A 22,374-nucleotide genomic window follows, 5' to 3' on the forward strand; every position below is an offset into this window, starting at 1 on the left:
AGATCAGAACCCGGTCTTCCCGGCGACCTTCGCACCCCACTCGCTGGTGATGGCCTCGGTGGCGGCATCGTTCTCATCGGGTGTCGGGAAGGTGATCTGCTCGACGATCTCGGCGGGAGGCAGCGCTTCGGTCACGTCGTCGGGCAGGGTTCCGGCGTCGACCATCGCCTGGTACCTGGCGGGGATCGCACCCGACTTCGCGTACGAGATCGCCCCCTCGTCGCTCAGCAGGTGCTCGATCCAGAGCGCACCGGCGTTCGGCTGCGGACTGTCGACGGCGAGCGGCTGGGCGTAGTACGTACCGAAGATGCCGTCCTTCGGCGTCGTGACCTGCAGGTCGACCCCCGCCTGATCCATGTCCTCGACGATGCCCGGGTAGTTGAAGTTCCAGTCGAGCGTCACGGCGGCCTCTCCCGTCGCGAGCGCCTGCGCACCCGACTCACCCGAGACGAGGTAGCCCTCCTCCGCCAGTTCGGCGAAGAACTCGATCCCCGGCCCGATGTCCGAGGTCGAACCGCCGTTGGCGAGACTCGCCGCGAAGACCGCCGCGAGCTGCGAGGCACCCGAGCGGGGATCCCCGATGAAGATCTTGCCCTTGTACTGGGGATCCTTGAGGTCGGACCAGGTCTCCGGAGCGTCGACCTCGTTCGCGTTGACGCCGATGCTCATCACGCCGTAATAGGCGGCGACCCAGTTCCCCTCCGGATCCTTCAGGTTGTCGGGCACCTCATCGAACGTCGACGGCGTGTAGGGCGTGACGAGATCCTCGTCGATCGCCTGCTGCGTGAACGTGGCGCCGATGTCGAGCACGTCCGGCTGCGTGGATTGACCGCGCAGGTTGCGCACCGCCTCGAGCTCTTCCGCGCTGGACGCGTCGGGGCTCGAGACCTCGACCTCGAGCCCGGTGCTCTCCGTGAAGAGGTCGAAGGACTCGCCGTAGTTCGCCCAGGTCTCGGGGTAGGCCATGAGGTGGACCTTCCCCTCCTCCTCGGCGAGGGCGGTGATCTCTTCGAGCGAGGAACCGAGCGCGGCGTCCGAGTCGGCGGTCGCGCCGGCGGAGGCGCAGCCGACGAGGCCGAGGCCCGCGAACGCGAGCGTGAGGAGGCCGACGGTACGAATGGAACGGGAGGGAGTGTGAGGCACTGAAGTGTCTTCCTGTCGTGGGCATACCTTGCGCACTCATCATGCTGATGCCGGGTAGCGCGCAGGCGACGCGCAGGTGTGTCCCGGGTGAACGCTCCGCGCCGCGCCGTTCACCTGCGTCGCCGAGACGTTCGACTAGGCTCGTGATCCATGGCGACCGGCGCGACGATCCACACCTTCGACATCCACCTGGCCGATGTGGATCGCGGCGTCTACGAGGAGCTGTCGTTGCGCGTCGCCAGGCACCCGTCCGAGACGGTCCCGTTCATGGTGACCCGGATTCTCGCCTACTGCCTCGAGTACGCGGAGGGCATCGCGTTCGGAGCCGGTGGGATCTCCTCGACCGACGAGCCCGCGGTGCTCGTGCGCGACCTGACGGGCAGCATCACGGCGTGGATCGAGGTGGGTGCTCCCGATGCGCAGCGTCTGCACCACGGCAGCAAAATCGCCGATCGCGCCGCCGTCTACACCCACCGCGATCCCGAGAAGCTGCTCGCCGCCTGGCAGGGGAAGACGATCCATCGCGCGGACGCGATCGTGCTGCGCGCCTTCGACCGCCGATTCGTCGACGCGGTCGCCGCCGAGATCGGCCGGCGCAACGACCTCACCGTCTCCGTCACCGAAGGGCAGCTCTACCTCGAGCTCGACGGTGCGACGTTCGACACGCAGATCGACGAGCGCACCGCCGGCTGAGGGGCCGTCACTTTGAACGGGAGACCAGTACGCGGCCAAGCGCTTCGCGGAGGTGCTGCGCGAAGACCGGTGGATTCTCGGCGTGAGGGAAGTGCCCGAGTTCGGGCATGAGCGCGAATGATGCGTTCGGGATGCGGTCGGCCAGCTCTCGGGAGCGCTCGCTCGGCACACTCGTGTCGAAGGCCCCGCTCAGCACGGCGATGTGCGGACTTTCAGAGGTGAGCGACTGCTCGATGTGCTCGAAGTCCCAACTCAAATATGAGTCGATGTCCGCTGCATACAGGCCGAAACCTCCCGAAGAGTACCCCCACCAGACCCGATCGGTGAATTCTCGAGGCGACGCCGGATTCATCAGTCCAGATACCCACTCGGGAATGAAGAGCGACGAGTTCACTTCGGTGCTTCGCAGGTGTTTGTGCGCCCGCGCGGCCACTGAGACCGCGGCCTGACACGAAACCGCCCCGGCGAAGCGATGCGGATGCGTGGCGACCGCGTGGACGACGGCAGCCCCGCCCATCGACACCCCGACAATGATCGGCTGCTCGAGTGCGAGTGCGTCGGCGACCGCAACGATCCACTCGGTATACGTCTCAGGAGTGAGTGCGTAGCTCCCCACCGGCCGCCCCCACGCGGGTGACGATCTGCCGTGCCAGGGCAGATCGGCGGTGATCAGTTCGTAGTGGTCGGTGATGCTCGTGTGAGTCATCATTCCGTGCCACTGCGAGGTGTCGCTCCCCGCGGTCGCGAACGTGAGCAGGGGCGCGCCCGAGCCGGCTCGCTCGACATACACGTCGCTCGTGCCGAGCGACGTCGTCACACGGTGATAGCTGCCTCGTGCGGTCAGCGGCCCGCCAGTATCCGCGTGACCGGCGGTGGCGCGAGCCGCGTCGATGAGTGCGCGCACGACGTGGATCGAACGTTCGTAGGCGAGTACGGAACCGCGCACGGCAATGCTCCCCGCACGCACGAGTTGAATCAGGCTGTGCGCATCTCGACGAGGACGCGGAGATATCAGGGCGTCCCAGAGCTCGTCCGTCGCGGCAAGCGTGAACTCTGCCATGACGTCGTCGTGCGGAACGACCGACCCGTCCGAGACCGAGAACCCAGCGCTCCAGTCGTCGCCGATGAGTGTGAACGCGGTGTCGCTCCCCGGAGCGAGCACTGTGACGCTCTCTGCAGTTGCTGCGCGGCGCAGGCGGCTGATCACGGCGCCCGCCCCGCGACGGCCGCGTGTCCGGCCAGCGCTCCGTCCAGAGGAGTGAAGCGATCGAGCTCTCCCGCGTCGTGACCGGTGATGATGCAGGCATCCGTCTGAGAACGGAGCCAGTCGAGCGCACGGTACGACTGTGGAACGTCGGCCATTGACTGGAACAGCATGTCCCGATCCAGCTCTTCCCTGAAATGTGCGGCGTCACCGGCCAGAATGATCTCTCCGGCGCGGGTCTGCACACTGACGACGAGCTCGCCTGGGGTGTGACCACCGATCTCGATGAGCTCGACGCCGGGCGAGAGCTCTAGACGCCCGGAGAACGCGACGAGTCGTCCCTCATGCTCCGCCGCCAGAAGGTCCGCGATCTCATCCTGATCGCCGTAGTGCGAGAACAAGGGTCGCGTGGCGATGTCGCTCGTCCAGAACTCCAGCTCCGCGCCACTCATGTAGATCGGAGAGTTCGCGAAGGCCGCCACGTTTCCGATGTGATCGTAGTGCGCGTGAGTGACGACCAACGGGTTTCCGCTCTCGGCGCTCGCGCCGAGCCGACGAAGCGCCTCGAGCGGGTCGATCAAGACCGTGCGCCCGCGCTTCGCCGCACCCGCTTGCGAGTAGCCGGTGTCGACGTGAATGATCTGCTCACCGTTCCGCAGCACCCAGAGGTAGTAGTCGACGGTGAAGTCGTCGTCCGCCTCGCCGTAGAACCCGTAGTTCATGTAGACGTCGCTGCGCCTCGCGTGTCGCGTGCCGTGCCTGACGACGACGATCTCCCACTGGTCCGCTGCCATGTATCCTCCGCTCACCGTGATCGCCGCGATCAGTCGGAACCCGAACCGCCCTGATGGACCTGCACGCTGGGCTCGATACCGTCTGCATCCACGACCTCACGCCAGGCTTCGAAGCCGGTTTGGAAGGCGACGATCCCCGCCTCGGGGAGTGAGATCTCGATCGCTTCGAGGATCTCCTGCGGAGTGACGCCGAGGTCGAGGGCGACCCTGATGTGCGACTGGATGTGCCCCTTGGACGCACGCATGACGGTGAGCGAGACGATGAAGATGAGCTCTTTCGTCTTGCGATCGAGGGTGCGCTGATCCAGGTATGCCGCGGATACGAGACCGTTGGCCGCCTCAAGCACCGGGAAGTCCTGCTTCGCCATCACCTTGTGATAGTCGAGGACATACCCACGTTTGCGCGCCATCTCGTCGATATAGCTCTGTGGATCGTGCTGGGTCATGATTCCTCCTGATTGATCGATGTCTCTGACAGCGCTTCGTACACCCGCGCGATCTCCGTATGGTCCGGGTGCTCACCGAGATGCGTGCGGCCCTCGCTCAGCAGCGTGTACGCCGATCGGGTGAGCGGTGTCGCGGAATCGGGAACCGAGATGCCCATGGCGATGCCCAGGTCTTTCAGCATGAGGTCGTATGCGAAGTTCGAGGCATACGTGCCGGTGAGGATGTGGTTCGGAAACTTCACCTGACTGGCCTGGCTCATGCCCGTAGAGGAGTTCAGTACCTCGACCATTCGGTCAGGGGCGATCCCGGCGGCCCGACCGCGCAGCACCGCCTCGGTTGCGACTGCGATGTTGGTGGCGCTCACGAGGTTGTTGATGGCTTTCGCTGCGTGACCTGCGCCGCTTCCGCCGACCACCACGACCGCGGATCCGAGCGTATCGAGGTACGGCCTGGCGCGTTCGATCGCTGCGGAGCCTCCGCCGACGAGGATCGCGAGCTCACCTGACGCCGCTTTCGTGATACCTCCCGACACGGGCGCGTCGACATAGTCGATGCCGCGGGCGGCTGCGCGCTCAGCGATGGCCTGCGTGCTCGCCGGAACGCTCGATCCCATATCGATGACGAGGGCGCCCTTCGGCAGGCGCTCGAGCAACCCGTTCTCCAACAGAATCCCCTCGACATGCGCGCTTGTGGGAAGCATCAGGATCACGGTCTCGAAGTCGTCGATGCGCTCAAGGTCGTGAAGCGGGGCTGCCGACCCGTCCGCGACGACGGCCGCGATGTTGTCGGCCGAGATGTCGTTGACCGCGGTGGGGAATCGGCGTGCGATGTGCTGGGCCATCGGAGCCCCCATCCGGCCTAATCCGATGAATAACGTTCTGCTCACGAGTTCTCCGAGTGCTGATGGAAGTGGGCGGCGGCGATGTTTGCCGCCGCGTGGACGTGGGCGATGCTGGCGGCGTAGGCGCCATCCGCATCGTGTTCGGCGACCGCGGTGACGACGCGTTGCAACTCCTGGACCATTGCTCGGCCGCGACCGGGTTGTGAGAGCGTCACTCGGCGGAGTTGGCTGATGCGTGCTTGGACGCCGGCCAGCTGTTCGCCGATGATGGGATTGTGGCTCGCTGCGATGAGTGCTTCGTAGAACTGCTGCTTCGCTTCGAGCAAGTCGTCCGACGGTGTGTGGCGATCGTCGATTGAGCGAAGTGCGTCGTAGAGGGACCGCAGCTCAGCCTGAGTGCGATGCGTGGCAGCGAGCCGTGCAGCGGTGCTCTCGAGTGCCGCGCGGACTTCGTAGAGTTGCCTGGCTTCCTCAGCATCGATCTCAATGACCACCGGGCCGACCTGAGGTTCGATGCGAATGAGACGCTCCGCCTCCAACTGACGAAGCGCCTCGCGCACGACCGTTCGGCTGACGGCGAGTTCGTCGACGAGTACGCGCTCCTTCAGTCGCGTGCCGGGCCTGAACGACCCGCGAATGATCCGGTGGCGGAGCTCGATCACGGCCTGCTCGCGCAATGGCGCGGCTTGTCTCAGCATGATTGACCTCCCTTCGCCGTATTACGGTAGTACGAAAAATCTCGGGAGACAAGCACGTTTCGCCGCGCGTTTGTGGGGCCGCATCGCACTGAGAATCAGATGCTCTGCGCGAACTCGGCCAGAATCCGACGGATCCAGACGTTCTCCGATGACCCGTCTGACTGCGTGCTCCAGATGGCCGCGATCGCGAACTGTGGTGCTTGGATCGGCACCGGGCTCAGAGTCAGTCCCGTCACCCGTGCGAGTGCTCGAGCCGCATACGCCGGGAACGTCGCAATCGCAGGCGTTGTCGGCAAGAGGGCCGCGAGGCCGGAGAAGTGACTGATTGCGCAGAGCGTCTTGCGTTTGTGCCCCCGCGCGGCCATCAGGTCGTCCACCCACCCGCGCTGCACGTCGTATGAGACGCGAATGTGGTCGGCATTCACATACTCCTCGGCGGTGATGGGGTTCGAGACGGCGAGAAGATCCGCGTTGTACAGACAGAGATATCCGCTGGAGAACAGCGTCTCCGATTGGAACGTCGATGAGATGTGGGTCGGAGGCATTGCCAGCGCGATGTCGGTCCGATCGTTTGCGACGCTGCTCTCCCACAGCGTGCTGTTCGTCTGGTGGATGGCGAACTCCACGGTCCACCCCCGCTCCGCTTTGCGCTGAGCCAGCCAGGGTGCGAGCACGATCTCGATGTCGTCTGACATCGCAAGGTGGATGACCCGGGTGCTCGATGTGGGTTCGAACTCGGGTTCCTCGAAGATCACATCCGCGATCGATGCGAGGGTGGGGGCGAGTCTGGCCGAGATCTCAAGCGCGCGCCAGGTCGGCAGCACGCCGGTCCGTGAGCGTTCGAAGAGGGGGTCCCCGAAGAGTTTTCTCAGACGGGAGAGTGCGGCGCTCACCGCACTCTGACTCAGGCTGAGCTTCACCGCCGCTCGGGTGACGTTGCCCTCTTGCATGAGGGCCTGGAAGACCACCAGGAGATTGAGGTCGATGCGTCTTAGATCGATTGAGTTCATAATACTCATATTAATTATGAATTTGACGAAATCCCAGGGCGTTGTCAATCTGGTTGCGGATACGTGCGACTGCACCGTGAACAAAGGAGATCTCGTCATGCAGTACTCAGAAACGTCGACGTCGCAGCGCAGCGACACTGAGCTCCTCGACCTGCCCCGCCGCGATCGACAGAAGCGGATGGCTGCGGTGGGCATTGGCAACTTCATGGAGTGGTTCGACTTCGCCATCTACGGCTACTTCGCCGCGATCATCGGGGCACAGTTCTTCCCGTCTGGCGATCCGACCGCCGAGATGCTCTCATCTCTCGCGGTCTTCGCGGTCGGCTTCATCTCGCGGCCGCTCGGCGCCCTCTTCCTCGGACCCATCGGAGACCGATATGGACGGAGAACCGTACTCATCATCACGGTTCTTGGCATGGGGATCATCACCGCGCTCATCGGGTTGACGCCGTCATACGCCGCGATTGGAGTCGCGGCTCCGGTCATCGTGGTAGTGCTGCGACTGCTCCAGGGCGCCATGGTGGGCGGTGAGTGGACGAGTGCTGCGGCATACATCGGCGAGAGCGCCCCGAAAGCGAAGCGAGCGCTCTTCGCCAGTATCGTCACCGCAACCGCAGGCTTGGCATTTCTCGTGGGCACACTGACCGCCGCAGTACTCCAGGCGGTCATCAGCGAGGAGGCCCTCTCATCATGGGGATGGCGCGTGCCGTTCATTTTCTCCATCGTGATGGCCGGCGTCGCGGTCTACATCCGGCGGAAGCTTGAGGACACCCCCGTCTACCAAGAGCTCGAGCGCAAGCGAGCTGCGAATACCGTCGAGGTGACGAGCGCCGGAGTGAAGGCGCGGGCGTTCTTCATGACCCTCGCCTTCTCCGGCATCTTCGGTGTGGCGCTCTACTATTTCGTCACGTACGCGAACAATCACCTCACGGGCGCCGTCGGTATGGAGCGGATGCAGTCGCTTCTCGCGACCGGTGCGGCGATTGTCATCTACGTTGCGTTCAACCCGCTTGTCGGTATGATCTCGGACCGGATCGGCCGGAAGCCGGTGCTCCTCACCGGAATCATCGGCCTTATCGTCTGGAGCATCCCAGCGTTTCTGCTGATGAACACCGGCAGCGCCTTTCTCGCCTTCATCGGACTCGTGGTCTTCTCATATTTCGTCGCATGCTGCGCGGTGATGAACAATGTGCTGCTGGTAGAGGTGTTCCCTGCCTCGGTCCGCTCCACGGGTTCAGCGATCGGGTACAACGTCGCGTACGCCATCCTCGCGGGCCCCGGACCGCTCATTGCAGCTTCGCTCGTCGCGACTACCGGCTCGCTGATCTCACCCGCTTTCTACGTGATCGCCGTGGGAGTGGTCGCCCTTCTTGTGCTGGTCCCGCTGCTCAAGGAGACGCGCCACGTCGACATCACCCACGGATGATGTCGGCCAGCCCGTAAGAGTTGAGAACAGAAGAGGAGAACTGGACGTGACCAGAGTCGCAGTAGTGCAGAGTGCAGGTGTTCCGTTCGATGCGGAGGCGTCGACCGAACGGGCAGTGCGCTACATCGCCGAAGTGGGTGACGGCGGAGCTGAACTCGTGCTCTTCCCCGAAGCGTTCATCGGCGGGTACCCCAAGGGAACGGCGTTCGGTGCAGCGATCGGTCTGCGCACGGAGGACGGTCGGCGTGAATACGAAAGGTACGCCGACGGGGCCGTCGCGATCGACGGCCCCGAAGTGCAGAGGCTCGCGAAAGCGGCCAGAGAGCACGGAGTCTCGGTCGTCATCGGCGTCATTGAGCGCCTCGGCCGAACGCTGTACTGCACCGCGCTCATGCTTTCCCCCGAAACCGGGGTCGTCGGGGCCCACAGGAAGCTCATGCCGACGGGTACCGAGCGGTTGGTCTGGGGCTTCGGAGATGGATCGACGCTCGACACGATGGAGTCGACAGCTGGCCGTGTGGGATCGGTCATCTGCTGGGAGAACTACATGCCTCTCCTGCGGCAAGCCATGTACGCCCAGGGCGTCGAGATCTACTGCGCTCCCACCGCAGACGACCGCGAGAGCTGGCAGGCGACCATGCAGCATGTCGCTCTGGAGGGACGCGTCTTCGTCCTATCCGCGTGCCAGTTCTTGACGAGAGACATGCTCCCCGACGACCATCCCATGGATGTCGAGTCGCCGCACGGTGACATCTTGATGCGCGGGGGCAGCGTCATCATCGATCCGTCAGGCACTGTTCTCGCCGGTCCTCTATTCGGGGAATCAGGCGTCCTCTACGCCGAAGTCGATCTCTCGGTGAAGACCCGGGCGCACCTCGACTTCGACGCAGTCGGGCACTATTCGCGCCCTGACGTCTTTTCCCTCAGTGTCAACACGCGACCCGCGGCCTCGGTGCAGTTCGCTGATGGCGCCGGAGACCGCGCGGTCTGAGCCTCGGCGCTCGCCGCCTACAGTGCCGCGGCCAGCGCGCGGATCACGTGCGCAGCCGGTCCGGTCTGGGCGGCCCGATAGCCGGTGCCCGCCCAGAGATGCACGCGATCGGCGTCGCCGGCCTCTGCAGCGCGTCGTCGCAGCTCGCGCGTGAGGTGGTGGACCGCGGGGTACGCTGTGATTTCGTGCGCTTCATGGCGCGCGATGAACCCGTTCCGCAGCGCTCGTGCCGGACGTCCGGTGAACGTCCGCGTCATCGTCGTGTCCGTGTACGCGGGAGAGGCGAGTGCCGCGCGGTGCGTCGCCGATGCGCCGCTCTCATCGGTGCGCAACAGCAGTGTACCCACGGCGACGGAGTCGGCGCCCGCGCGGAGCAGCTCGGTGACGGACGCCGGTCCGTCGACCCCTCCCGCGGCGATGAGCGGCAGCGCCGTGATCGCGCGCACCGCCGACACGAGCGGCGCCGTCTGGCCGTCCGTAATCCGGCGATTCGGATCCCAGGTCGCCGAGTGCCCACCGGCCGAGGGGCCCTGCACCACGAGCCCGTCGACTCCGGCCTCGACCGCGGCCCGCGCCTCGGTCGACGTGGTGACGGTCGCCAGTACGGCGGTGCCGGCGCGCTGCAACCGCCCGATATCGCTGCGGTCGGGGAGTCCGAAGGTGAGAGAGACGACGGGCACCGGCTGCGCGCAGAGCAGCGCGAGTTTCTCGTGCCACGCATCGTCATCGGTGCGCGGGACCGGGTCGAGCTCGACGCCTGCGGCCCGCGCCTCGCCCTCGAGCGCATCGGCGTACCGAGCGAACGCGGTCCCATCGACGGTGTCGGTTCCCGGAACGAACAGATTCACGCCGAAGTCGCCCCAGACGCGAGCCGCCCGGATCCGCTCGTCGAGCGCGGCGGCGCTGAGGTAACCGCCGGCGAGAATCGCGAAGGCCCCCGCACTCGTCGCCGCCGCGGCGAGCTCATCGGTGGTCGCACCCCCGGCCATCGGGGCCGCGACGAGCGGCAGTTCGGTGTTCATCCACGCACTCACCAGGTGTCTCCGTCCGCTCCGATTCCCGCCCAATGGTACTCGGAGACCGGTCGACCGGGGGCTCCGTATCGAGGCGAGCGAGTGACCCGACCCTCGGTGACCAGCTGCTCGAGATAGCGTCGGACGACGACGCGCGAGACGCCGAGCCTGGCGCCCGCTTCTCGAGCGGACACCGGGCCGTGCTCGCGCACATCCGCGCTGACGAGCGCGAGCGTCTCAGCAGACAGCCCCTTCGGGAGTTCTGCGGGCACGGCCGGATGCATCATCCCGAGCATCGCGTCGATCTCCGCCTGCGTGCTCGACCCGCGCGACTGCTCCGCCTGCGCGCGGAAGCGCGCGTAGGCCTCGAGACGATCGCGGAACATGGCGAACGTGAACGGCTTCACGAGGTAGTTGACGGCCCCGAGCGCGAGCACCTGACGCACGATCTCGGAGTCGCGCACCGCAGTGATCGCGATCACGTCGATCGTGATGCCGCGGCTCCGCAGATGGCGCAGAACGTCGAGACCCGTCCCATCCGGCATGGTCATGTCGAGCAGGACGAGATCGAAGCGATCCGGGTGCTGCGTCACCGTCGCGAACGCCCCGCGTGCCGAGTTCGCCTCGCCCGTGACCGCGAATCCGTCGACCTTCTCGACGTACCCGCGATGCAACTCGAGGGTGAGCGCTTCGTCATCGACCACCAGTACCCGGATCATGTCGCCTGCTCCGGCAGCGTGATGAGCACGGTCGTCGGCGACCCCGAGATCTGAATCTGTCCGCCGGCCTGGTCGACGATCGATCGGACGAGCGCGAGTCCGACCCCGCGCCCGCCCGCGTCGGACGGTTTGGTGGAGACGCCGAAGTCGAAGGCGCGATCGGCGAGTTCGTCGGGGATCCCGGTGCCGCTGTCGCGCACCACGAACCGCACGCCGCTCGGGGTGCCCGGACCGAGGCGGACATTGACCCAGCGCGGCTCGGGGCCCGCGGCGGCTGCGTCGATCGCATTGTCGATGACGTTGCCGAGCAGGGTGATCGCGTCCATCGCGCGCAGCGTGGACCTCGGCGTGTTCGGAATGATGTCCGAGATCCACACGACCCCGCGCTCCTGCGCCTGCGCGGACTTTCCGAGCAGCAGCGCCCCCACGGTCGGGTCGCCGTCGCCGGACGCCGCGTGATCCACGAGCGTCTGGCTCTGCCGCGAGGTCTCCGCGAGCACCTCGATGGCCTCATCGGTGCGGCCGAGCTCCATGAGGGCGATCGCCGTGTGCATCCGGTTGCCGTGCTCATGGGTCTGCGCGCGCAGCGCCTCGCCCAGTGTGCGGATGGATTCGTAGGCGAGCACGGCGTCTTGCACGCGCACGGGTTCGAGATCACCGGTCACGCGTCGCGTGGCTCGACGAGCGATCAGCGCCCCGATGAGGCCTGCGACGACGAGGCCGAGAAACCACGCGATGACGATGGGCAAGCGCGCGGCGACCGTTTCGGTGATGCTCGAGATGGTCACCCCGACCGACACCCACCCCCGCTGCTCGTCGCCGTCGAAGACCGGGGTGATGGTGCGCACGGACGGCCCGAGTGTGCCCGTGTACTCCTCGGTGAGCATGCGGGGTGCGTCGGGGATGGTGCCGACATAGGGTTTGCCGATGTTCTCGGTCTCCGCGTGCGTCACTCGGATGCCCTCCACCGTCATCACCGTGACGAAGTCGACGTCGCTGCTCACCATGATCCGTTCGGCGACCGGTTGCAGTGCTCCAGTGGGATCATCGCTGTCGAGCGCGGCGACGACGCCGGGGTCGGCGCTGATGGCACCGGCGACGGCGGAGGTGACGTGCTCCGCTTCCGCGCGGACGGTGCGCTGCGAATCGAGCACGAGGAAGACGGCGACCGCAGCGGCCAGCACGATCGCGGTGAGACCGAGGGCGATGAACACCTTCGTCGCCGTACTCCGGCTGTTGATCCGTGACATCGCACCTCCTTGTGATCCAGCATCCATTTTGGCTCATCAGCGCGGAAATCGACCGAGGGATGCCTCGATCGTCCGCGATCAATACGACCAAAAACATGGTGCGCGAGCACTCCGGAGCCAAGGTGGTTCAGGCGGTGACCACCGCGAACGTAACAAGGGCGTTGCAGAGGAGCGCGATGATGAGTACCAATCCAGTCAGAACGACGGCGACGGGACTGCCGCGCAGAGGCAAGCGGTGGGACAAGCACACCTGGCTGTACATGAGCGTCATCTTCGCGGTCGTCGCGGGCGCCGTACTCGGCCTCGTCGCACCCGACTTCGCGACACAGCTGGAGCCGCTCGGCAAGGCGTTCGTCGCGCTCATCAAGATGATGATCGCGCCCATCATCTTCTGCACGATCGTGATCGGCATCGGGTCCATCGCGAAGGCCGCGACGGTCGGAAAGATCGGCGGCCTCGCGCTGCTCTACTTCATGGCGATGTCCACCTTCGCGCTCGCGATCGGACTCGTCGTCGGCAACATCATCCACCCGGGTGAGGGCCTCAACATGGCGGGTGCCGAATACCAGGCCGAGGGCGAGGCGAGCACGACCACCGGGTTCCTGCTCGGGGTGATCCCGACCACGTTCTTCTCGGCGTTCACCGGTGAGTCCGTGCTGCAGGTGCTGTTCGTGGCCCTGCTCGTCGGGTTCGCGCTCCAGGGGCTGAAGAGCAAGGGCGCGCCCATCATGGCCGGCATCAAGCACCTGCAGACGCTGGTGTTCCGCGTGCTCAGCATGATCCTGTGGGTGGCACCGGTCGGGGCGTTCGGCGCGATCGCCGCAGTGGTCGGCAAGACCGGCGTCGCAGCGATCTGGAGCCTCGGGGTGCTCATGATCGCGTTCTACATCACCTGCATCGTCTTCATCGTCGGCGTGCTGGGCACCCTGCTCTACGTCGTGACCCGCGTGAACATCTTCAGCCTGATGAAGTACCTGGCGCGCGAGTACCTGCTGATCGTCGGCACGTCGTCCTCCGAGTCGGCACTGCCGCGCCTCATCGCGAAGCTCGAGCACCTCGGAGTCTCGAAGCCGGTCGTCGGCATCACGGTGCCGACCGGATACTCGTTCAACCTCGACGGCACCGCGATCTACCTCACGATGGCCTCGCTGTTCATCGCGTCAGGGCTCGGGCAGCCGATGTCGATCCCCGAGCAGATCGGACTGCTGGTCTTCATGATCATCGCGTCAAAGGGCGCGGCCGGTGTGACCGGAGCCGGTCTCGCGACGCTCGCCGCGGGTCTGCAGGCGTATCGCCCCGACCTCGTGAACGGCGTCGGCGTCATCGTCGGCATCGACCGGTTCATGTCAGAGGGTCGCGCGCTCACCAACTTCACCGGCAACGCGGTGGCGACCCTGCTCATCGGACGGTGGACGAAGCAGATCGACATCGAGCGCGTGCAGAGCGTGCTGTCGGGCCAGATCCCGTTCGACGAGTCACTGGTGTCCGGTGACGGGCACGGCGATGCATCGGAGGCGGAAGCCGAGGTCGAGCCGATCCCTGAGCCGACGTCGGGGTCGAGGGAAGCGTCGTCGTTGCAGACGCCCCCGAAACGCTGATCGTCGGTCAGTACCCGTTGCCGCAGTTGAGGCACTCGTACTCGTCGAACTCCGCGTAGTCCATGTCGTGTCCGTAGCCGAAGTCGTCACCGTCGGGTGACGGCTCGGCGAACGGGTCGACGAGTTCGAACCCGCATGACGGGCAGATGCGCACACGCTCCGTGGTCCCTTCGAGCGCGGTGACGAGGGCCGACATGACGAGATCGGGCATCTTCCTGACCGTGTCCATGAGGTGCTTCATGCCCTCATCAGACCAGGTGAAGGTGACCTGCGAGTAACGTGCAGATGCACAGTTCGCGGCGAGGCCGCGGGTGCGTCAAGGGGGTGGGCGGGTCGATGACGGCCTGCCTACCCTAGCGACATGTCTCAGCAGCATGTGTGTTCGAAATGCGGGGCCGACGCGGTCACCGTCTCGCCCGACGGTCTGACGATGCCGAAGACCTCGTCGGTGGTGATTCCCGGGGTGACGCACTGCTCGGACCCGGCGTGCGAACTCTCGGACCCCGCCCGCGCCGTCGCCGAAGCGTTCGTCCCCGCGGCGGAGGGCTGACGGCGCCGCGTTCGCCCGGGAGACCCGATACGCTTCCCGTGTGGACGAACGTCTGAAGGCCGCAGCGGAGCGCGCGGAGCAGCACCCCTCATTCAGGGTCGCAGCGCGCTGCGGTCACCTCGCAAACGGACTGGTGCACGGGATCATCGGTGTCTTCGCCCTCATGCTCGCGTGGACGGGGAGCGGGCAGAGCGACCAATCTCAGGCGTTCCAGACGATCGCCGAGGCTCCGTTCGGCGCGTTCGCGCTCTGGCTTCTCGCCGCGGTGCTCGGGGCGCTGGGCATCTACTACGCGATCAACGGGTTCTCCATTCGCATCAGCGACACGAAGCAGCGTTGGTCGTGGCGTGTCGCCGAGTGGGGGCGGGCCGTCATCTACATCGTTCTCGGATCGATCGCCGGGAAATTCGCAGCGGGATCCCGGTCGGACGGTGAGGACAGCGCTGAACAGGCCAGCGGCGGCCTGCTGCAGGTACCCGGCGGCCCCGTCCTGCTCGGCGCCGCCGGTCTCGCCATCGGCATCGCGGGCATCGTGTTCGTCGTCATCGGGGTGCGGCGCGGGTTCCGCAAGCGGGTCCAGCTGCCGAAGGGGCCAGCGGGTCGTGCCATCGAGGCGCTCGGCGCGTTCGGGTACGTGGCGAAGGGAGCGTCGCTCGGCGTGGTCGGCGGACTCGTCATCACCGCCGCGATCAAGCAGGATCCCGATGCCGCGGGCGCGCTCGACGCGGCGATCCGCCTGTTGAAGGATCTCCCGGCGGGCACGGCCATCGTCACCGCGATGGGCATCGGTTTTCTCGCCTACGCGGTGTTCTGCGCGTTCCGCGCGCGGTACGACAAGCTGTAGTGCAGTGCCGCAGCCGGGTCACCCCCGAGACCTGATCAGTCGCGCGGTTCGCGACGCTCGCCGACGGGGATCGGTGTGGTGAGGCTCGGATTCAGCCAGAAATCGGCGTTCGCGATGCCGAGGTCCTCCGGGTGGAAGACCGGCTCGATGCCGAGTTTGCGCTGCCGTTCGAAGTCGCGGTGCACCTTGATGACAACCGGGAGCAGCATCAGGATGCAGAACATGTTCACCCAGCCGAGCGTCGCGTAGCCGATGTCTCCCGCGGCCCACATCGCCTGCGCCGGGACGACGCCGCCGAAGAAGGAGATCGCGAGGGCGCCGATCTTCAGGATCCACATCGCCGTCGCGTTCGTGCGCTGGTGCGTGAGGAAGAGCAGGTTGGACGTCGCGATGTAGTAGAAGGCGATCTGGCTGGTGAATGCGAACAGGAAGATCGCGACCGCGACGAAGGGGGATCCGAATCCGGGGATCATCGCGTCGATCGCGATCTGCGCGTACTCGGGTCCGGCCTGGATACCGGCGGTCAGGGACTGCTTCACCACCTCGCCGGTCGAGAGGATCACGTCGTACGAGTCGGTCACGACGATGAGCAGTCCCGTCGCCATGCACACGAAGAGCACGTCGATGTAGATGCTGAACGCCTGGACGAGACCCTGCTTGCTGGGGTGACTGACCCGGGCCGCGGCGGCGCCGTACGTGCCCTCACCGATGCCGGCGACGGAGGTGAAGATGGCGCGGCGCACGCCCCAGGCCACCGCGTACCCGAAGATGCCGCCGAAGATCTCGTGCGCGCCGAAGGCGCTCGAGAAGATCAGCACGAGCGCGTCGGGAATCCGCGCGAAGTTCACGAGGATCACGATCAGCGCGACCAGGATGTACCCGCCAGCCATGAATGGGATCACCATCTGCGCGACGTTCACGATGCGCTGGGTTCCGCCGATGATGACGAACGCGAGAATGGCGCTGACGACGGTCGCGGTGATCCAGGGCTCGATGCCGAAGGCGTGCTGCACGCTCGAGGAGATGTTGTTCGACTGGATGCCGGGAAAGAGGAAACCGTACCCCACGAACGCGATGATCGCGGCGATGACCGCGACGGGGCCCCACCCGAGACCGAACTTGATGTAATACGGGATGCCTCCTCGATGCTCGCCGTCGATACGGCGCTTGTACACCTGCGCGAGCACCGACTCGGCGTACGAGCTCGCCGCTCCGAGCAGGCCGGTGACCGCCATCCAGAAGATCGCTCCCGGGCCTCCCGCGGCGATCGCGGTCGCGACACCGGCGATCGCGCCGACGCCGACGCGGCTCGACAGCGTCAGCGCGAGCGCTTGGAACGACGAGACGCCCCCGTCGTCGTCTTCGGTGGTCGGTATCGCTGACTCTGCGCGGGAGGCGGCGGGGGTGTCGGTGTGCTCGGTGGTACGAGGCTTGCGCGCCAGCCCCTTCCCGGCGATGAGCCGCACCATGTCGGGGATCCTGCGCACCTGGGTGAATTTGAACAGGATCGAGAAGAGCAGCCCGAGTGCGAGTGCGCCATAGGCCAGGCCTTCCCAGAGGTGGTCTGAGATCGATTGCAGCAGCGAGGTCACATCCATGTGAACCGGTTCCTTCCACGTCACGGCATCGGTACCGGGACGCGTCAGTAGTATTTCACACGTCACACGGCATAGTCGAAGAGCGACGGGTGGTGTGGTGCCGGTGAAGGGGCGGTGTCGACGGGGATATGCTGGCGAGGCACACCTCGGAACTCACCCCAGGAGACGCTCATGTCGCAGGAGACCAGCAGCGCACCGACCCGCGTGAACAGCGGCAAAGGTCTGAACTCGGGCGCCCTCGGCGTCGTGGGATCGACCGTGATCGGTTTGGCGTCGACGGCGCCCCTCTACTCGCTCGCCGCCACGCTCGGGTACGTCATCGTGGCCGTGGGTGCGCAGGCCCCGCTGGTCTTCATCGTGGCGTGCATCCCCATGGTCTTCGCCGCATTCGCGTATCAGGAGCTCAACCGGGAGGCACCCGACTGCGGCACCACGTTCGTGTGGGGGACCAAGGCGTTCGGTCCGGTCGTCGGCTGGATCGGCGGATGGTCGGTGGCGGTCGCCTCCGTCATGGTCCTGGCGAACGTGGGCGAGATCACCGGGCAGTACTTCTGGCTGCTGCTCGGCAACGAGGAGTTCGCCGACGACCGGGTGATCGTCGTGGTGACCTCGGTGATCTTCATGGCGATCATGACGCTCATCAGCACCATCGGGGTGCAGATCGGCGAGCGCCTGCAGATGGTGCTCATGACGATCCAGATGGTCGCGATGGCCCTGTTCGGCGGTCTGGCGCTCGTCAACGCGCTGTCAGGATCGAACCCCGACTCGATCGCTTTCGACTGGCACTGGTTCAATCCCGCCGAGCTCACCTCGTGGTCGGGGTTCATGGAGGCGGTGCTGCTCGCACTGTTCATCTACTGGGGCTGGGATACGTGCCTCGCCCTGAATGAGGAGACGAAGAATCCTCGGAAGACCCCTGGTCGCGCCGCACTGTCGAGCATCGCCGTGCTGATCGTGGCGTACGTCGGCGTCTCGGTGGCGGTGATGATGTTCGCGGGATTCGGCGGCTCAGGAACCGGGCTCACGAACCCCGAGAATCTCGACGACGTCTTCTCGGTGCTGGGCGGGGTGCTCTTCGGACCCTGGGGCTGGTTCCTGCTGCTGGGCGTCATGCTCTCGGCGGCGTCGTCGACCCAGACCACGATCCTGCCGACCGCGCGCGGCACGCTGTCGATGGCCGTGTACAGAGCGCTACCGGCGAAGTTCTCCGAGCTGCACCCGACATTCAAGACCCCATGGTTTTCGACCACCGTCATGGGAGCGGCGGCGATCGTCTACTACGTCGCGATGTCGATCATCTCGGAGGACGTGCTCGCCGACTCGCTCACCTCCATGGGGCTCGCCGTCGCCCTCTACTACGCGATCACCTCGTTCTCGTGCGTCTGGTACTTCCGTTCGACGCTCCGGGACAGCGCGAGAAACCTGTGGATGCGCGGAATCTTCCCGACGCTGGGCGGGCTCATGCTGGGGTACGCGTTCGTGCAGTCGGCCTTCGACATGATCAGCACCGACTACAGCGAGACCGTGCTCCTCGGCATCGGCGGTGCGTTCGTCGTCGGCATCGGGGCGATCCTCGTCGGGTTCGTGCTCATGGGGATCTGGTGGCTGCGGCCCGCATCGCGTCCGTTCTTCAGAGGTGAGAGCCTGAACCGCGAGACGCCCGTCCTCGTGCCAGACGAGGACTGACGGCGCGGAGTGGGCGCGGCCCGCTCAGCCGACCAGTCGGGCGATCGCGTTCGAGGCCTCGGTGAGTTTCTCCTGCGACACCGCGCCACCCTCTTCGGCCGCGGCGGCGACGCAGTGGCTCAGGTGGTCGTCGAGCAGCGCGAGCGCCACGCGTTCCAGCGCCTTCGTCGCTGCCGACACCTGAGTCAGGATGTCGATGCAGTAGGTGTCCTCTTCGACCATCCGCTGGATACCGCGCACCTGGCCTTCGGCCCGGCGCAGGCGCTTCAACAGGTCGTCCTTGTGGTTGACGTACCCGTGCCCGACGTGGGTCTCAGCTGGCGCTTCCATGGGAGCATCATACACCCCCGAGGGGTATCAGTGGGAGGGGCGCGAGACCTCGATGGCGCCGATGACCTCACCGTAGGGAGTCTCCCCGACGGGAGTGAATCCCTGCCTGAGGAAGAAGCCCTCCGGGCCCTCTTCGCCGCGCTCCCAGAGCACCGTCAGGCGATCGACACCCCTCCGGCCGGCCTCCTGCACGAGAGCCTCCACGGCGAACGATCCGATGCCGGACCCCTGTTCATCGGCGTCGACGTTGATGCGCCACAGTGCGGCCCGGAACTCCTCCTGGGTCGCTTCAGGGTCGAAGTTCGCGTGAATGAACCCGACGACGCGGTCGCCGCGCAGCACGACGCGCTGCCACGCCGAATCGGCGGGGGTCACCGCCGCCGCCGCGGCGTACGAGACGGGCGTGATGAACTGCTCCTGTCCCGGTTTGAGTCCGAGCGCGTTCACGTGCACGATCGTCGCTGCGGACAGTTCTTCCAGTCGTAGCTCGCTCATGATACTCAGGCTAGCCGTGCCTCGATGAATCGCCAACGCTTCGCGGCCCCCGGCACAGGATCGTGATGTCCATCCTCCGTCGGCTGTGGGTAGGAAACACCTACGTGAAGATCACGTAACTGCCGGTCCGACCTCCAGAGGACGGGGATATGATCCACTCACGATCAGTCGCCCACAGCGGAGTGAGCGACGAGTGTGAGTGAGTGTGGGGACCATGAAGACGCACGAGAATCGCGTCTCTGCTCGAAGCAGCGGCGAGGAACCAGGGACCTGGGTGAGCGCTGCCGAGTGCGCGCCCGATCGTCTCGAGCGCATCATCGCAGCGATGGAGTCCGACGGCGCCTCGGTGCTCTTGCTCGGGGAGCCGGGCAGCGGCAAGACGCGATTGGCCGAGGAAGCGGCCTATGCCGTCGCCGATCGGGCGGACGCGCCGGCCGCCGTCATCGTGCTCCCGGCACCGACGAGCGAGCAGGCGTTGCCCACGGAGATCTTCGGCGCGGTGTTTCCGGACCTCTTCACCGAGGTGTCGTCGGTGGCCGCGAGCCAGGGGTTCGGGTCTCATGCGGGTCTGGCCCGCCGCGTGCTCGATGCCGTTGCCGCCGAGGCCGCAGTCGAGGGCGCCGAGCCGATCATCATCGCTGCTGCGATCGATCGCTACGCGTCCGCCACCGGACAGGTGATCGAGAGTCTCGTGCGCTCGACCGGCGTGCGCGTGATCGCCACTGCCCGTCGGTTGAGCGGAGGTGCCGAGCGACTCGTGCGGCACCCGCGGGTGCAGCGGATCACCGTCGGGCCGCTCACCTCCACGGAGGCGGCGTCATTCCTCTCGCGCCTGCTCGACGGGGAGCGCGTCGAGTTCGAGACCCTGCGGCGCTGGTACGCGATCACGGGCGGGAACGTGAACTCGCTCTCCGTTTTGGCGCTGGCCCTCGACCGCCAGGGGCTCGTGAAGCGGGACCGCGGCATGATCTGGGAGGAGATCGGGTTCGCGGGCGTTCCGGAAGAGTTCTTCACCTACCTCAGCGAGACCTGCTCGCCCGAGGAGCTGCTCACCCTCGAGTCGGTGGCGCTCGCCGAGCCGGTGTCCGAGTCGGTGCTGCTCGGCAATCTCAACACCGAGCATCTCGCATCGCTGCAGTCGCTCGGGTTCGTGGTCGCCCGTCGGCAGCGCACCGGCGAGACGGCACTCACCGTGAGCCATCCGCTGCTCGCGCAGGCGCTCACGTCGCGACTGCCGCAGACGCAGCGTACGCGCATCAGCGATGACTTCTTCCGTGCGCTCCTGGCCGACCTGGCCGGCGAGGACCCGACGGGCAGCCCGCAGCGGTTGCTTCGGATCGTGTCGCTCGGTCTCGAAGCCGGGCAATCACTGCCGCTTGCCTGGTTGACCGGCGCGCTCGCCTATCTGAGCGGGGGGCGCGACCTGACGTTCTCGATGCGGGTCGCTCTCGCGGTCGCCGCACACGACGAAGCGTCGCCGCGGGAGGTTGCCGTCGCCGGCGCGCGGGCGAGCCAGGCGTCTCGTCTCCTCGGCGATCGGAGCGCGCTCCTCGCGTCGGCCGAGGTGATCCGAGGCATCCTGCGCCGAGACGACATCGACGACCTCCCAGCGACCCTGCGGGTCTCTTTGCACCTCGAACTGGTGACGCACCTCACCCTCGACCAGGAGCAGTACGGTCAGGCATTCCAGATCATCTCGCGACTCGACCAAGAAGTCGACGCCGACGACGACCTCTCGCGCGAGATGATCGTCACGGCGCGGGCGCAGCTCTTCGGGCGCACGGGGCAGCTGTCGCGCGCCATGCGCGAGTGCCCGCCCATCGAGCCGCTCGGACGCATGCAGCTCGAGTGGGTGCGCGGCAACTCCCGAGTGATGTCCGCCCTCGTGCTGGCTCAGCAGGGACGGTTCGACGACGCGATCCAAGTCGCCGACGAGGCCAGGATGTTCGCGGTGCTCGGCGAGCGCGCGCAGCACCACGTGGCCGACCTGCTGACGCTCGTCACCTGCATGACGCATCTGCTCGCAGGTGCGACCGAGGCCGCGCGAGAAACGATCGAGAGCCTGCAGCAGCGCGCCATCACCGACCTCAACCAGACCGGTTTCATCGAGAACGGCATGGCCATGCTCGCGCTGAACGACGGCAAGTGGCGTGAGGCGGCGCAGCGCGCCACGCGTGTCCGGGATCGGTTGGCTCAGCACGACGGGTTCGGCATGCGGCCGCTCTCGGCCGCGATCCTCGCACTCGCGGAGGCCGCGCTCGGGGAGCGGGAGCGTGCGCGGCAGGCGATCCGGGCCGCCGAGGTCGCGCAGCCGGGTACGGGGCAGATGCTGCGCGGTCTCGTGCGGCTGCTCACGGTCGAGGCCCGGCAGTGGAACGGGGATCCGGATGCGGCAGATCACGCTGCACGACTGGCCGCCTGGGCGGCTGCCGAATCGCTTCCGCTCATCGAGCTGCGCGCCTTCCGCGTGGTCGCGACTGCGGAGGGGCACATCGAGCAGGCCGAACTGTCGCGGGTGAGAGCCATCGCGCCGGCAGTGGACGCGCCGATGGGGGAGGCCCTCCTCGCCGCGTTCGAGGAGATCGCTGCCGGAACGCCCGCGTGGGAGAGCCCGGCCACGCGAGTGCTCGCCGATCTCGGGGTGTGGCTGCCCCTCCCGCGCACGTCGCTCTTGTCCGCACGCGAACGCGAGATCGCACTCCACGCGGCACTCGGCTATTCGAGTCGCTGGATCGCCGAGCGCTTCCACCTCTCCACCCGCACGGTCGAAACGCACCTGCGGCACGTGTTCACGAAGCTCGGCACGACGAACCGCGACGAGCTGCGCGCGTACTTCAGAAGCGGCCGCGCACCGGCCTGACCGCGGGGCGAAGCGGCGCGCGAAGTGCCCTACGTACGGCTTGCGTAACTTCCCCCGGGAGGCGAGATCGGCGTCCCTACGATGAGGCATCCGATCGCCGCATTCAAGGGGTAACGTTGCGTTCAATCACCGAGGTTCTGACGCCCAGAGCCACTCCCGCGCTGGAGTACCGCAGACGCTGGGA

At 66.5% G+C, this 22,374-nt stretch carries 22 protein-coding genes; 8 read left to right on the forward strand and 14 right to left on the reverse strand.

Annotated elements, in window-relative coordinates; translation table 11 throughout:
• Positions 1 to 3: 3 nt before the first annotated feature.
• The gene (locus J4H85_RS03970; RefSeq protein ID WP_208237013.1) at positions 4 to 1,143 is read right to left on the reverse strand and encodes an ABC transporter substrate-binding protein; all 1,140 of its coding nucleotides are present in this window, start codon (positions 1,141 to 1,143) and stop codon (positions 4 to 6) included.
• A gap of 150 nt (positions 1,144 to 1,293) precedes the next feature.
• Here J4H85_RS03970 and J4H85_RS03975 point away from each other — a divergent pair, with 150 nt between their 5' ends.
• On the forward strand, positions 1,294 to 1,836 hold the full coding sequence (locus J4H85_RS03975; protein WP_208237015.1) for a YaeQ family protein: 543 nt from the start codon (positions 1,294 to 1,296) through the stop codon (positions 1,834 to 1,836).
• Between the two features lie 7 nt (positions 1,837 to 1,843).
• Here the strand turns inward: J4H85_RS03975 and J4H85_RS13900 are convergent, their stop codons facing one another.
• The 6 genes from J4H85_RS13900 to J4H85_RS04005 form a co-directional block, all read right to left on the reverse strand.
• Positions 1,844 to 3,043 carry an alpha/beta fold hydrolase gene (locus tag J4H85_RS13900; protein WP_208237017.1) on the reverse strand — a complete coding sequence of 400 codons (1,200 nt, stop codon included), beginning with the start codon at positions 3,041 to 3,043 and terminating at the stop codon, positions 1,844 to 1,846.
• Complete coding sequence (locus J4H85_RS03985) at positions 3,040 to 3,834, reverse strand: N-acyl homoserine lactonase family protein (RefSeq protein WP_208237018.1); 795 nt, start codon at positions 3,832 to 3,834, stop codon at positions 3,040 to 3,042. The genes J4H85_RS13900 and J4H85_RS03985 overlap by 4 nt, the downstream gene beginning before the upstream one ends.
• 29 nt (positions 3,835 to 3,863) lie before the next feature.
• On the reverse strand, positions 3,864 to 4,280 hold the full coding sequence (locus J4H85_RS03990) for a carboxymuconolactone decarboxylase family protein (RefSeq protein ID WP_208237020.1): 417 nt from the start codon (positions 4,278 to 4,280) through the stop codon (positions 3,864 to 3,866).
• On the reverse strand, positions 4,277 to 5,167 hold the full coding sequence (locus J4H85_RS03995; protein WP_307863384.1) for an NAD(P)-dependent oxidoreductase: 891 nt from the start codon (positions 5,165 to 5,167) through the stop codon (positions 4,277 to 4,279). Before J4H85_RS03995 ends, J4H85_RS03990 begins: the two co-directional genes overlap by 4 nt.
• Complete coding sequence (locus J4H85_RS04000; protein ID WP_208237024.1) at positions 5,164 to 5,820, reverse strand: GntR family transcriptional regulator; 657 nt, start codon at positions 5,818 to 5,820, stop codon at positions 5,164 to 5,166. The genes J4H85_RS03995 and J4H85_RS04000 overlap by 4 nt, the downstream gene beginning before the upstream one ends.
• Before the next feature lie 95 nt (positions 5,821 to 5,915).
• Positions 5,916 to 6,830, reverse strand: coding sequence for a LysR family transcriptional regulator (locus J4H85_RS04005; RefSeq protein WP_208237026.1), 915 nt, complete (start codon positions 6,828 to 6,830; stop codon positions 5,916 to 5,918).
• A 97-nt stretch (positions 6,831 to 6,927) separates the two neighbouring features.
• Here J4H85_RS04005 and J4H85_RS04010 point away from each other — a divergent pair, with 97 nt between their 5' ends.
• Positions 6,928 to 8,256 carry an MFS transporter gene (locus J4H85_RS04010; RefSeq protein ID WP_208237028.1) on the forward strand — a complete coding sequence of 443 codons (1,329 nt, stop codon included), beginning with the start codon at positions 6,928 to 6,930 and terminating at the stop codon, positions 8,254 to 8,256.
• Positions 8,257 to 8,320: 64 nt separating this feature from the next.
• Complete coding sequence (locus tag J4H85_RS04015) at positions 8,321 to 9,247, forward strand: carbon-nitrogen hydrolase family protein (protein ID WP_307863385.1); 927 nt, start codon at positions 8,321 to 8,323, stop codon at positions 9,245 to 9,247.
• A 17-nt stretch (positions 9,248 to 9,264) separates the two neighbouring features.
• Here J4H85_RS04015 and J4H85_RS04020 read toward each other — a convergent pair whose 3' ends face one another.
• Genes J4H85_RS04020 through J4H85_RS04030 form a run of 3 tightly spaced genes read right to left on the reverse strand, consistent with a single transcriptional unit; the run spans position 9,265 to position 12,229 of the window.
• On the reverse strand, positions 9,265 to 10,281 hold the full coding sequence (locus J4H85_RS04020) for a nitronate monooxygenase (RefSeq protein ID WP_307863386.1): 1,017 nt from the start codon (positions 10,279 to 10,281) through the stop codon (positions 9,265 to 9,267).
• Entirely contained in the window at positions 10,278 to 10,979 is a 702-nt protein-coding gene (locus J4H85_RS04025) for a response regulator (RefSeq protein ID WP_208237033.1), read from the reverse strand. The genes J4H85_RS04020 and J4H85_RS04025 overlap by 4 nt, the downstream gene beginning before the upstream one ends.
• Positions 10,976 to 12,229, reverse strand: coding sequence for a sensor histidine kinase (locus J4H85_RS04030; RefSeq protein WP_208237035.1), 1,254 nt, complete (start codon positions 12,227 to 12,229; stop codon positions 10,976 to 10,978). Before J4H85_RS04030 ends, J4H85_RS04025 begins: the two co-directional genes overlap by 4 nt.
• A gap of 176 nt (positions 12,230 to 12,405) precedes the next feature.
• On the opposite strand from J4H85_RS04030, the gene J4H85_RS04035 reads away from it, so the two are divergent.
• The gene (locus J4H85_RS04035) at positions 12,406 to 13,827 is read left to right on the forward strand and encodes a cation:dicarboxylate symporter family transporter (RefSeq protein WP_372440181.1); all 1,422 of its coding nucleotides are present in this window, start codon (positions 12,406 to 12,408) and stop codon (positions 13,825 to 13,827) included.
• A 7-nt stretch (positions 13,828 to 13,834) separates the two neighbouring features.
• Here the strand turns inward: J4H85_RS04035 and J4H85_RS04040 are convergent, their stop codons facing one another.
• Positions 13,835 to 14,068: a hypothetical protein gene (locus J4H85_RS04040; RefSeq protein ID WP_208237039.1), complete on the reverse strand. Its 234-nt coding sequence runs from the start codon at positions 14,066 to 14,068 to the stop codon at positions 13,835 to 13,837.
• Between the two features lie 120 nt (positions 14,069 to 14,188).
• On the opposite strand from J4H85_RS04040, the gene J4H85_RS04045 reads away from it, so the two are divergent.
• Together J4H85_RS04045 and J4H85_RS04050 are read left to right on the forward strand one after the other, a co-directional pair.
• A complete protein-coding gene (locus tag J4H85_RS04045; RefSeq protein WP_208237041.1) occupies positions 14,189 to 14,377 on the forward strand; it encodes a hypothetical protein in 189 nt (62 codons plus the stop codon).
• Between the two features lie 40 nt (positions 14,378 to 14,417).
• Complete coding sequence (locus J4H85_RS04050) at positions 14,418 to 15,221, forward strand: DUF1206 domain-containing protein (RefSeq protein ID WP_307863387.1); 804 nt, start codon at positions 14,418 to 14,420, stop codon at positions 15,219 to 15,221.
• Positions 15,222 to 15,256: 35 nt separating this feature from the next.
• On the opposite strand, the gene J4H85_RS04055 is transcribed toward J4H85_RS04050, so the two are convergent.
• The gene (locus tag J4H85_RS04055) at positions 15,257 to 16,819 is read right to left on the reverse strand and encodes an alanine/glycine:cation symporter family protein (RefSeq protein ID WP_208237042.1); all 1,563 of its coding nucleotides are present in this window, start codon (positions 16,817 to 16,819) and stop codon (positions 15,257 to 15,259) included.
• A gap of 171 nt (positions 16,820 to 16,990) precedes the next feature.
• Here J4H85_RS04055 and J4H85_RS04060 point away from each other — a divergent pair, with 171 nt between their 5' ends.
• Positions 16,991 to 18,505: an APC family permease gene (locus J4H85_RS04060; protein WP_208237044.1), complete on the forward strand. Its 1,515-nt coding sequence runs from the start codon at positions 16,991 to 16,993 to the stop codon at positions 18,503 to 18,505.
• Between the two features lie 24 nt (positions 18,506 to 18,529).
• Here the strand turns inward: J4H85_RS04060 and J4H85_RS04065 are convergent, their stop codons facing one another.
• Together J4H85_RS04065 and J4H85_RS04070 are read right to left on the reverse strand one after the other, a co-directional pair.
• Positions 18,530 to 18,835, reverse strand: a complete 306-nt coding sequence (locus J4H85_RS04065) for a metal-sensitive transcriptional regulator (protein WP_208237047.1) — start codon at positions 18,833 to 18,835, stop codon at positions 18,530 to 18,532.
• 27 nt (positions 18,836 to 18,862) lie between these two features.
• Complete coding sequence (locus J4H85_RS04070; protein WP_208237049.1) at positions 18,863 to 19,330, reverse strand: GNAT family N-acetyltransferase; 468 nt, start codon at positions 19,328 to 19,330, stop codon at positions 18,863 to 18,865.
• Between the two features lie 274 nt (positions 19,331 to 19,604).
• Here J4H85_RS04070 and J4H85_RS04075 point away from each other — a divergent pair, with 274 nt between their 5' ends.
• Positions 19,605 to 22,190: a LuxR C-terminal-related transcriptional regulator gene (locus J4H85_RS04075; protein ID WP_208237051.1), complete on the forward strand. Its 2,586-nt coding sequence runs from the start codon at positions 19,605 to 19,607 to the stop codon at positions 22,188 to 22,190.
• Positions 22,191 to 22,374: the final 184 nt, after the last annotated feature.

The sequence above is a fragment of the Leucobacter tardus genome (genome assembly GCF_017583045.1).
Taxonomy (GTDB): domain Bacteria; phylum Actinomycetota; class Actinomycetes; order Actinomycetales; family Microbacteriaceae; genus Leucobacter; species Leucobacter tardus.

Coding starts and splice junctions, on each gene's coding strand:
- J4H85_RS03985 (WP_208237018.1), bottom strand. CDS start 3,834: ATGGCAGCGGACCAGTGGGAGATCGTCGTCGTCAGGCACGGCACGCGA.
- J4H85_RS04045 (WP_208237041.1), top strand. CDS start 14,189: ATGTCTCAGCAGCATGTGTGTTCGAAATGCGGGGCCGACGCGGTCACC.
- J4H85_RS04000 (WP_208237024.1), bottom strand. CDS start 5,820: ATGCTGAGACAAGCCGCGCCATTGCGCGAGCAGGCCGTGATCGAGCTC.
- J4H85_RS04065 (WP_208237047.1), bottom strand. CDS start 18,835: ATGGAAGCGCCAGCTGAGACCCACGTCGGGCACGGGTACGTCAACCAC.
- J4H85_RS04040 (WP_208237039.1), bottom strand. CDS start 14,068: ATGAAGCACCTCATGGACACGGTCAGGAAGATGCCCGATCTCGTCATG.
- J4H85_RS04030 (WP_208237035.1), bottom strand. CDS start 12,229: ATGTCACGGATCAACAGCCGGAGTACGGCGACGAAGGTGTTCATCGCC.
- J4H85_RS03975 (WP_208237015.1), top strand. CDS start 1,294: ATGGCGACCGGCGCGACGATCCACACCTTCGACATCCACCTGGCCGAT.
- J4H85_RS03990 (WP_208237020.1), bottom strand. CDS start 4,280: ATGACCCAGCACGATCCACAGAGCTATATCGACGAGATGGCGCGCAAA.
- J4H85_RS04005 (WP_208237026.1), bottom strand. CDS start 6,830: ATGAACTCAATCGATCTAAGACGCATCGACCTCAATCTCCTGGTGGTC.
- J4H85_RS04025 (WP_208237033.1), bottom strand. CDS start 10,979: ATGATCCGGGTACTGGTGGTCGATGACGAAGCGCTCACCCTCGAGTTG.
- J4H85_RS04070 (WP_208237049.1), bottom strand. CDS start 19,330: ATGAGCGAGCTACGACTGGAAGAACTGTCCGCAGCGACGATCGTGCAC.
- J4H85_RS04060 (WP_208237044.1), top strand. CDS start 16,991: ATGTCGCAGGAGACCAGCAGCGCACCGACCCGCGTGAACAGCGGCAAA.
- J4H85_RS04010 (WP_208237028.1), top strand. CDS start 6,928: ATGCAGTACTCAGAAACGTCGACGTCGCAGCGCAGCGACACTGAGCTC.
- J4H85_RS04035 (WP_372440181.1), top strand. CDS start 12,406: ATGATGAGTACCAATCCAGTCAGAACGACGGCGACGGGACTGCCGCGC.
- J4H85_RS04055 (WP_208237042.1), bottom strand. CDS start 16,819: ATGGATGTGACCTCGCTGCTGCAATCGATCTCAGACCACCTCTGGGAA.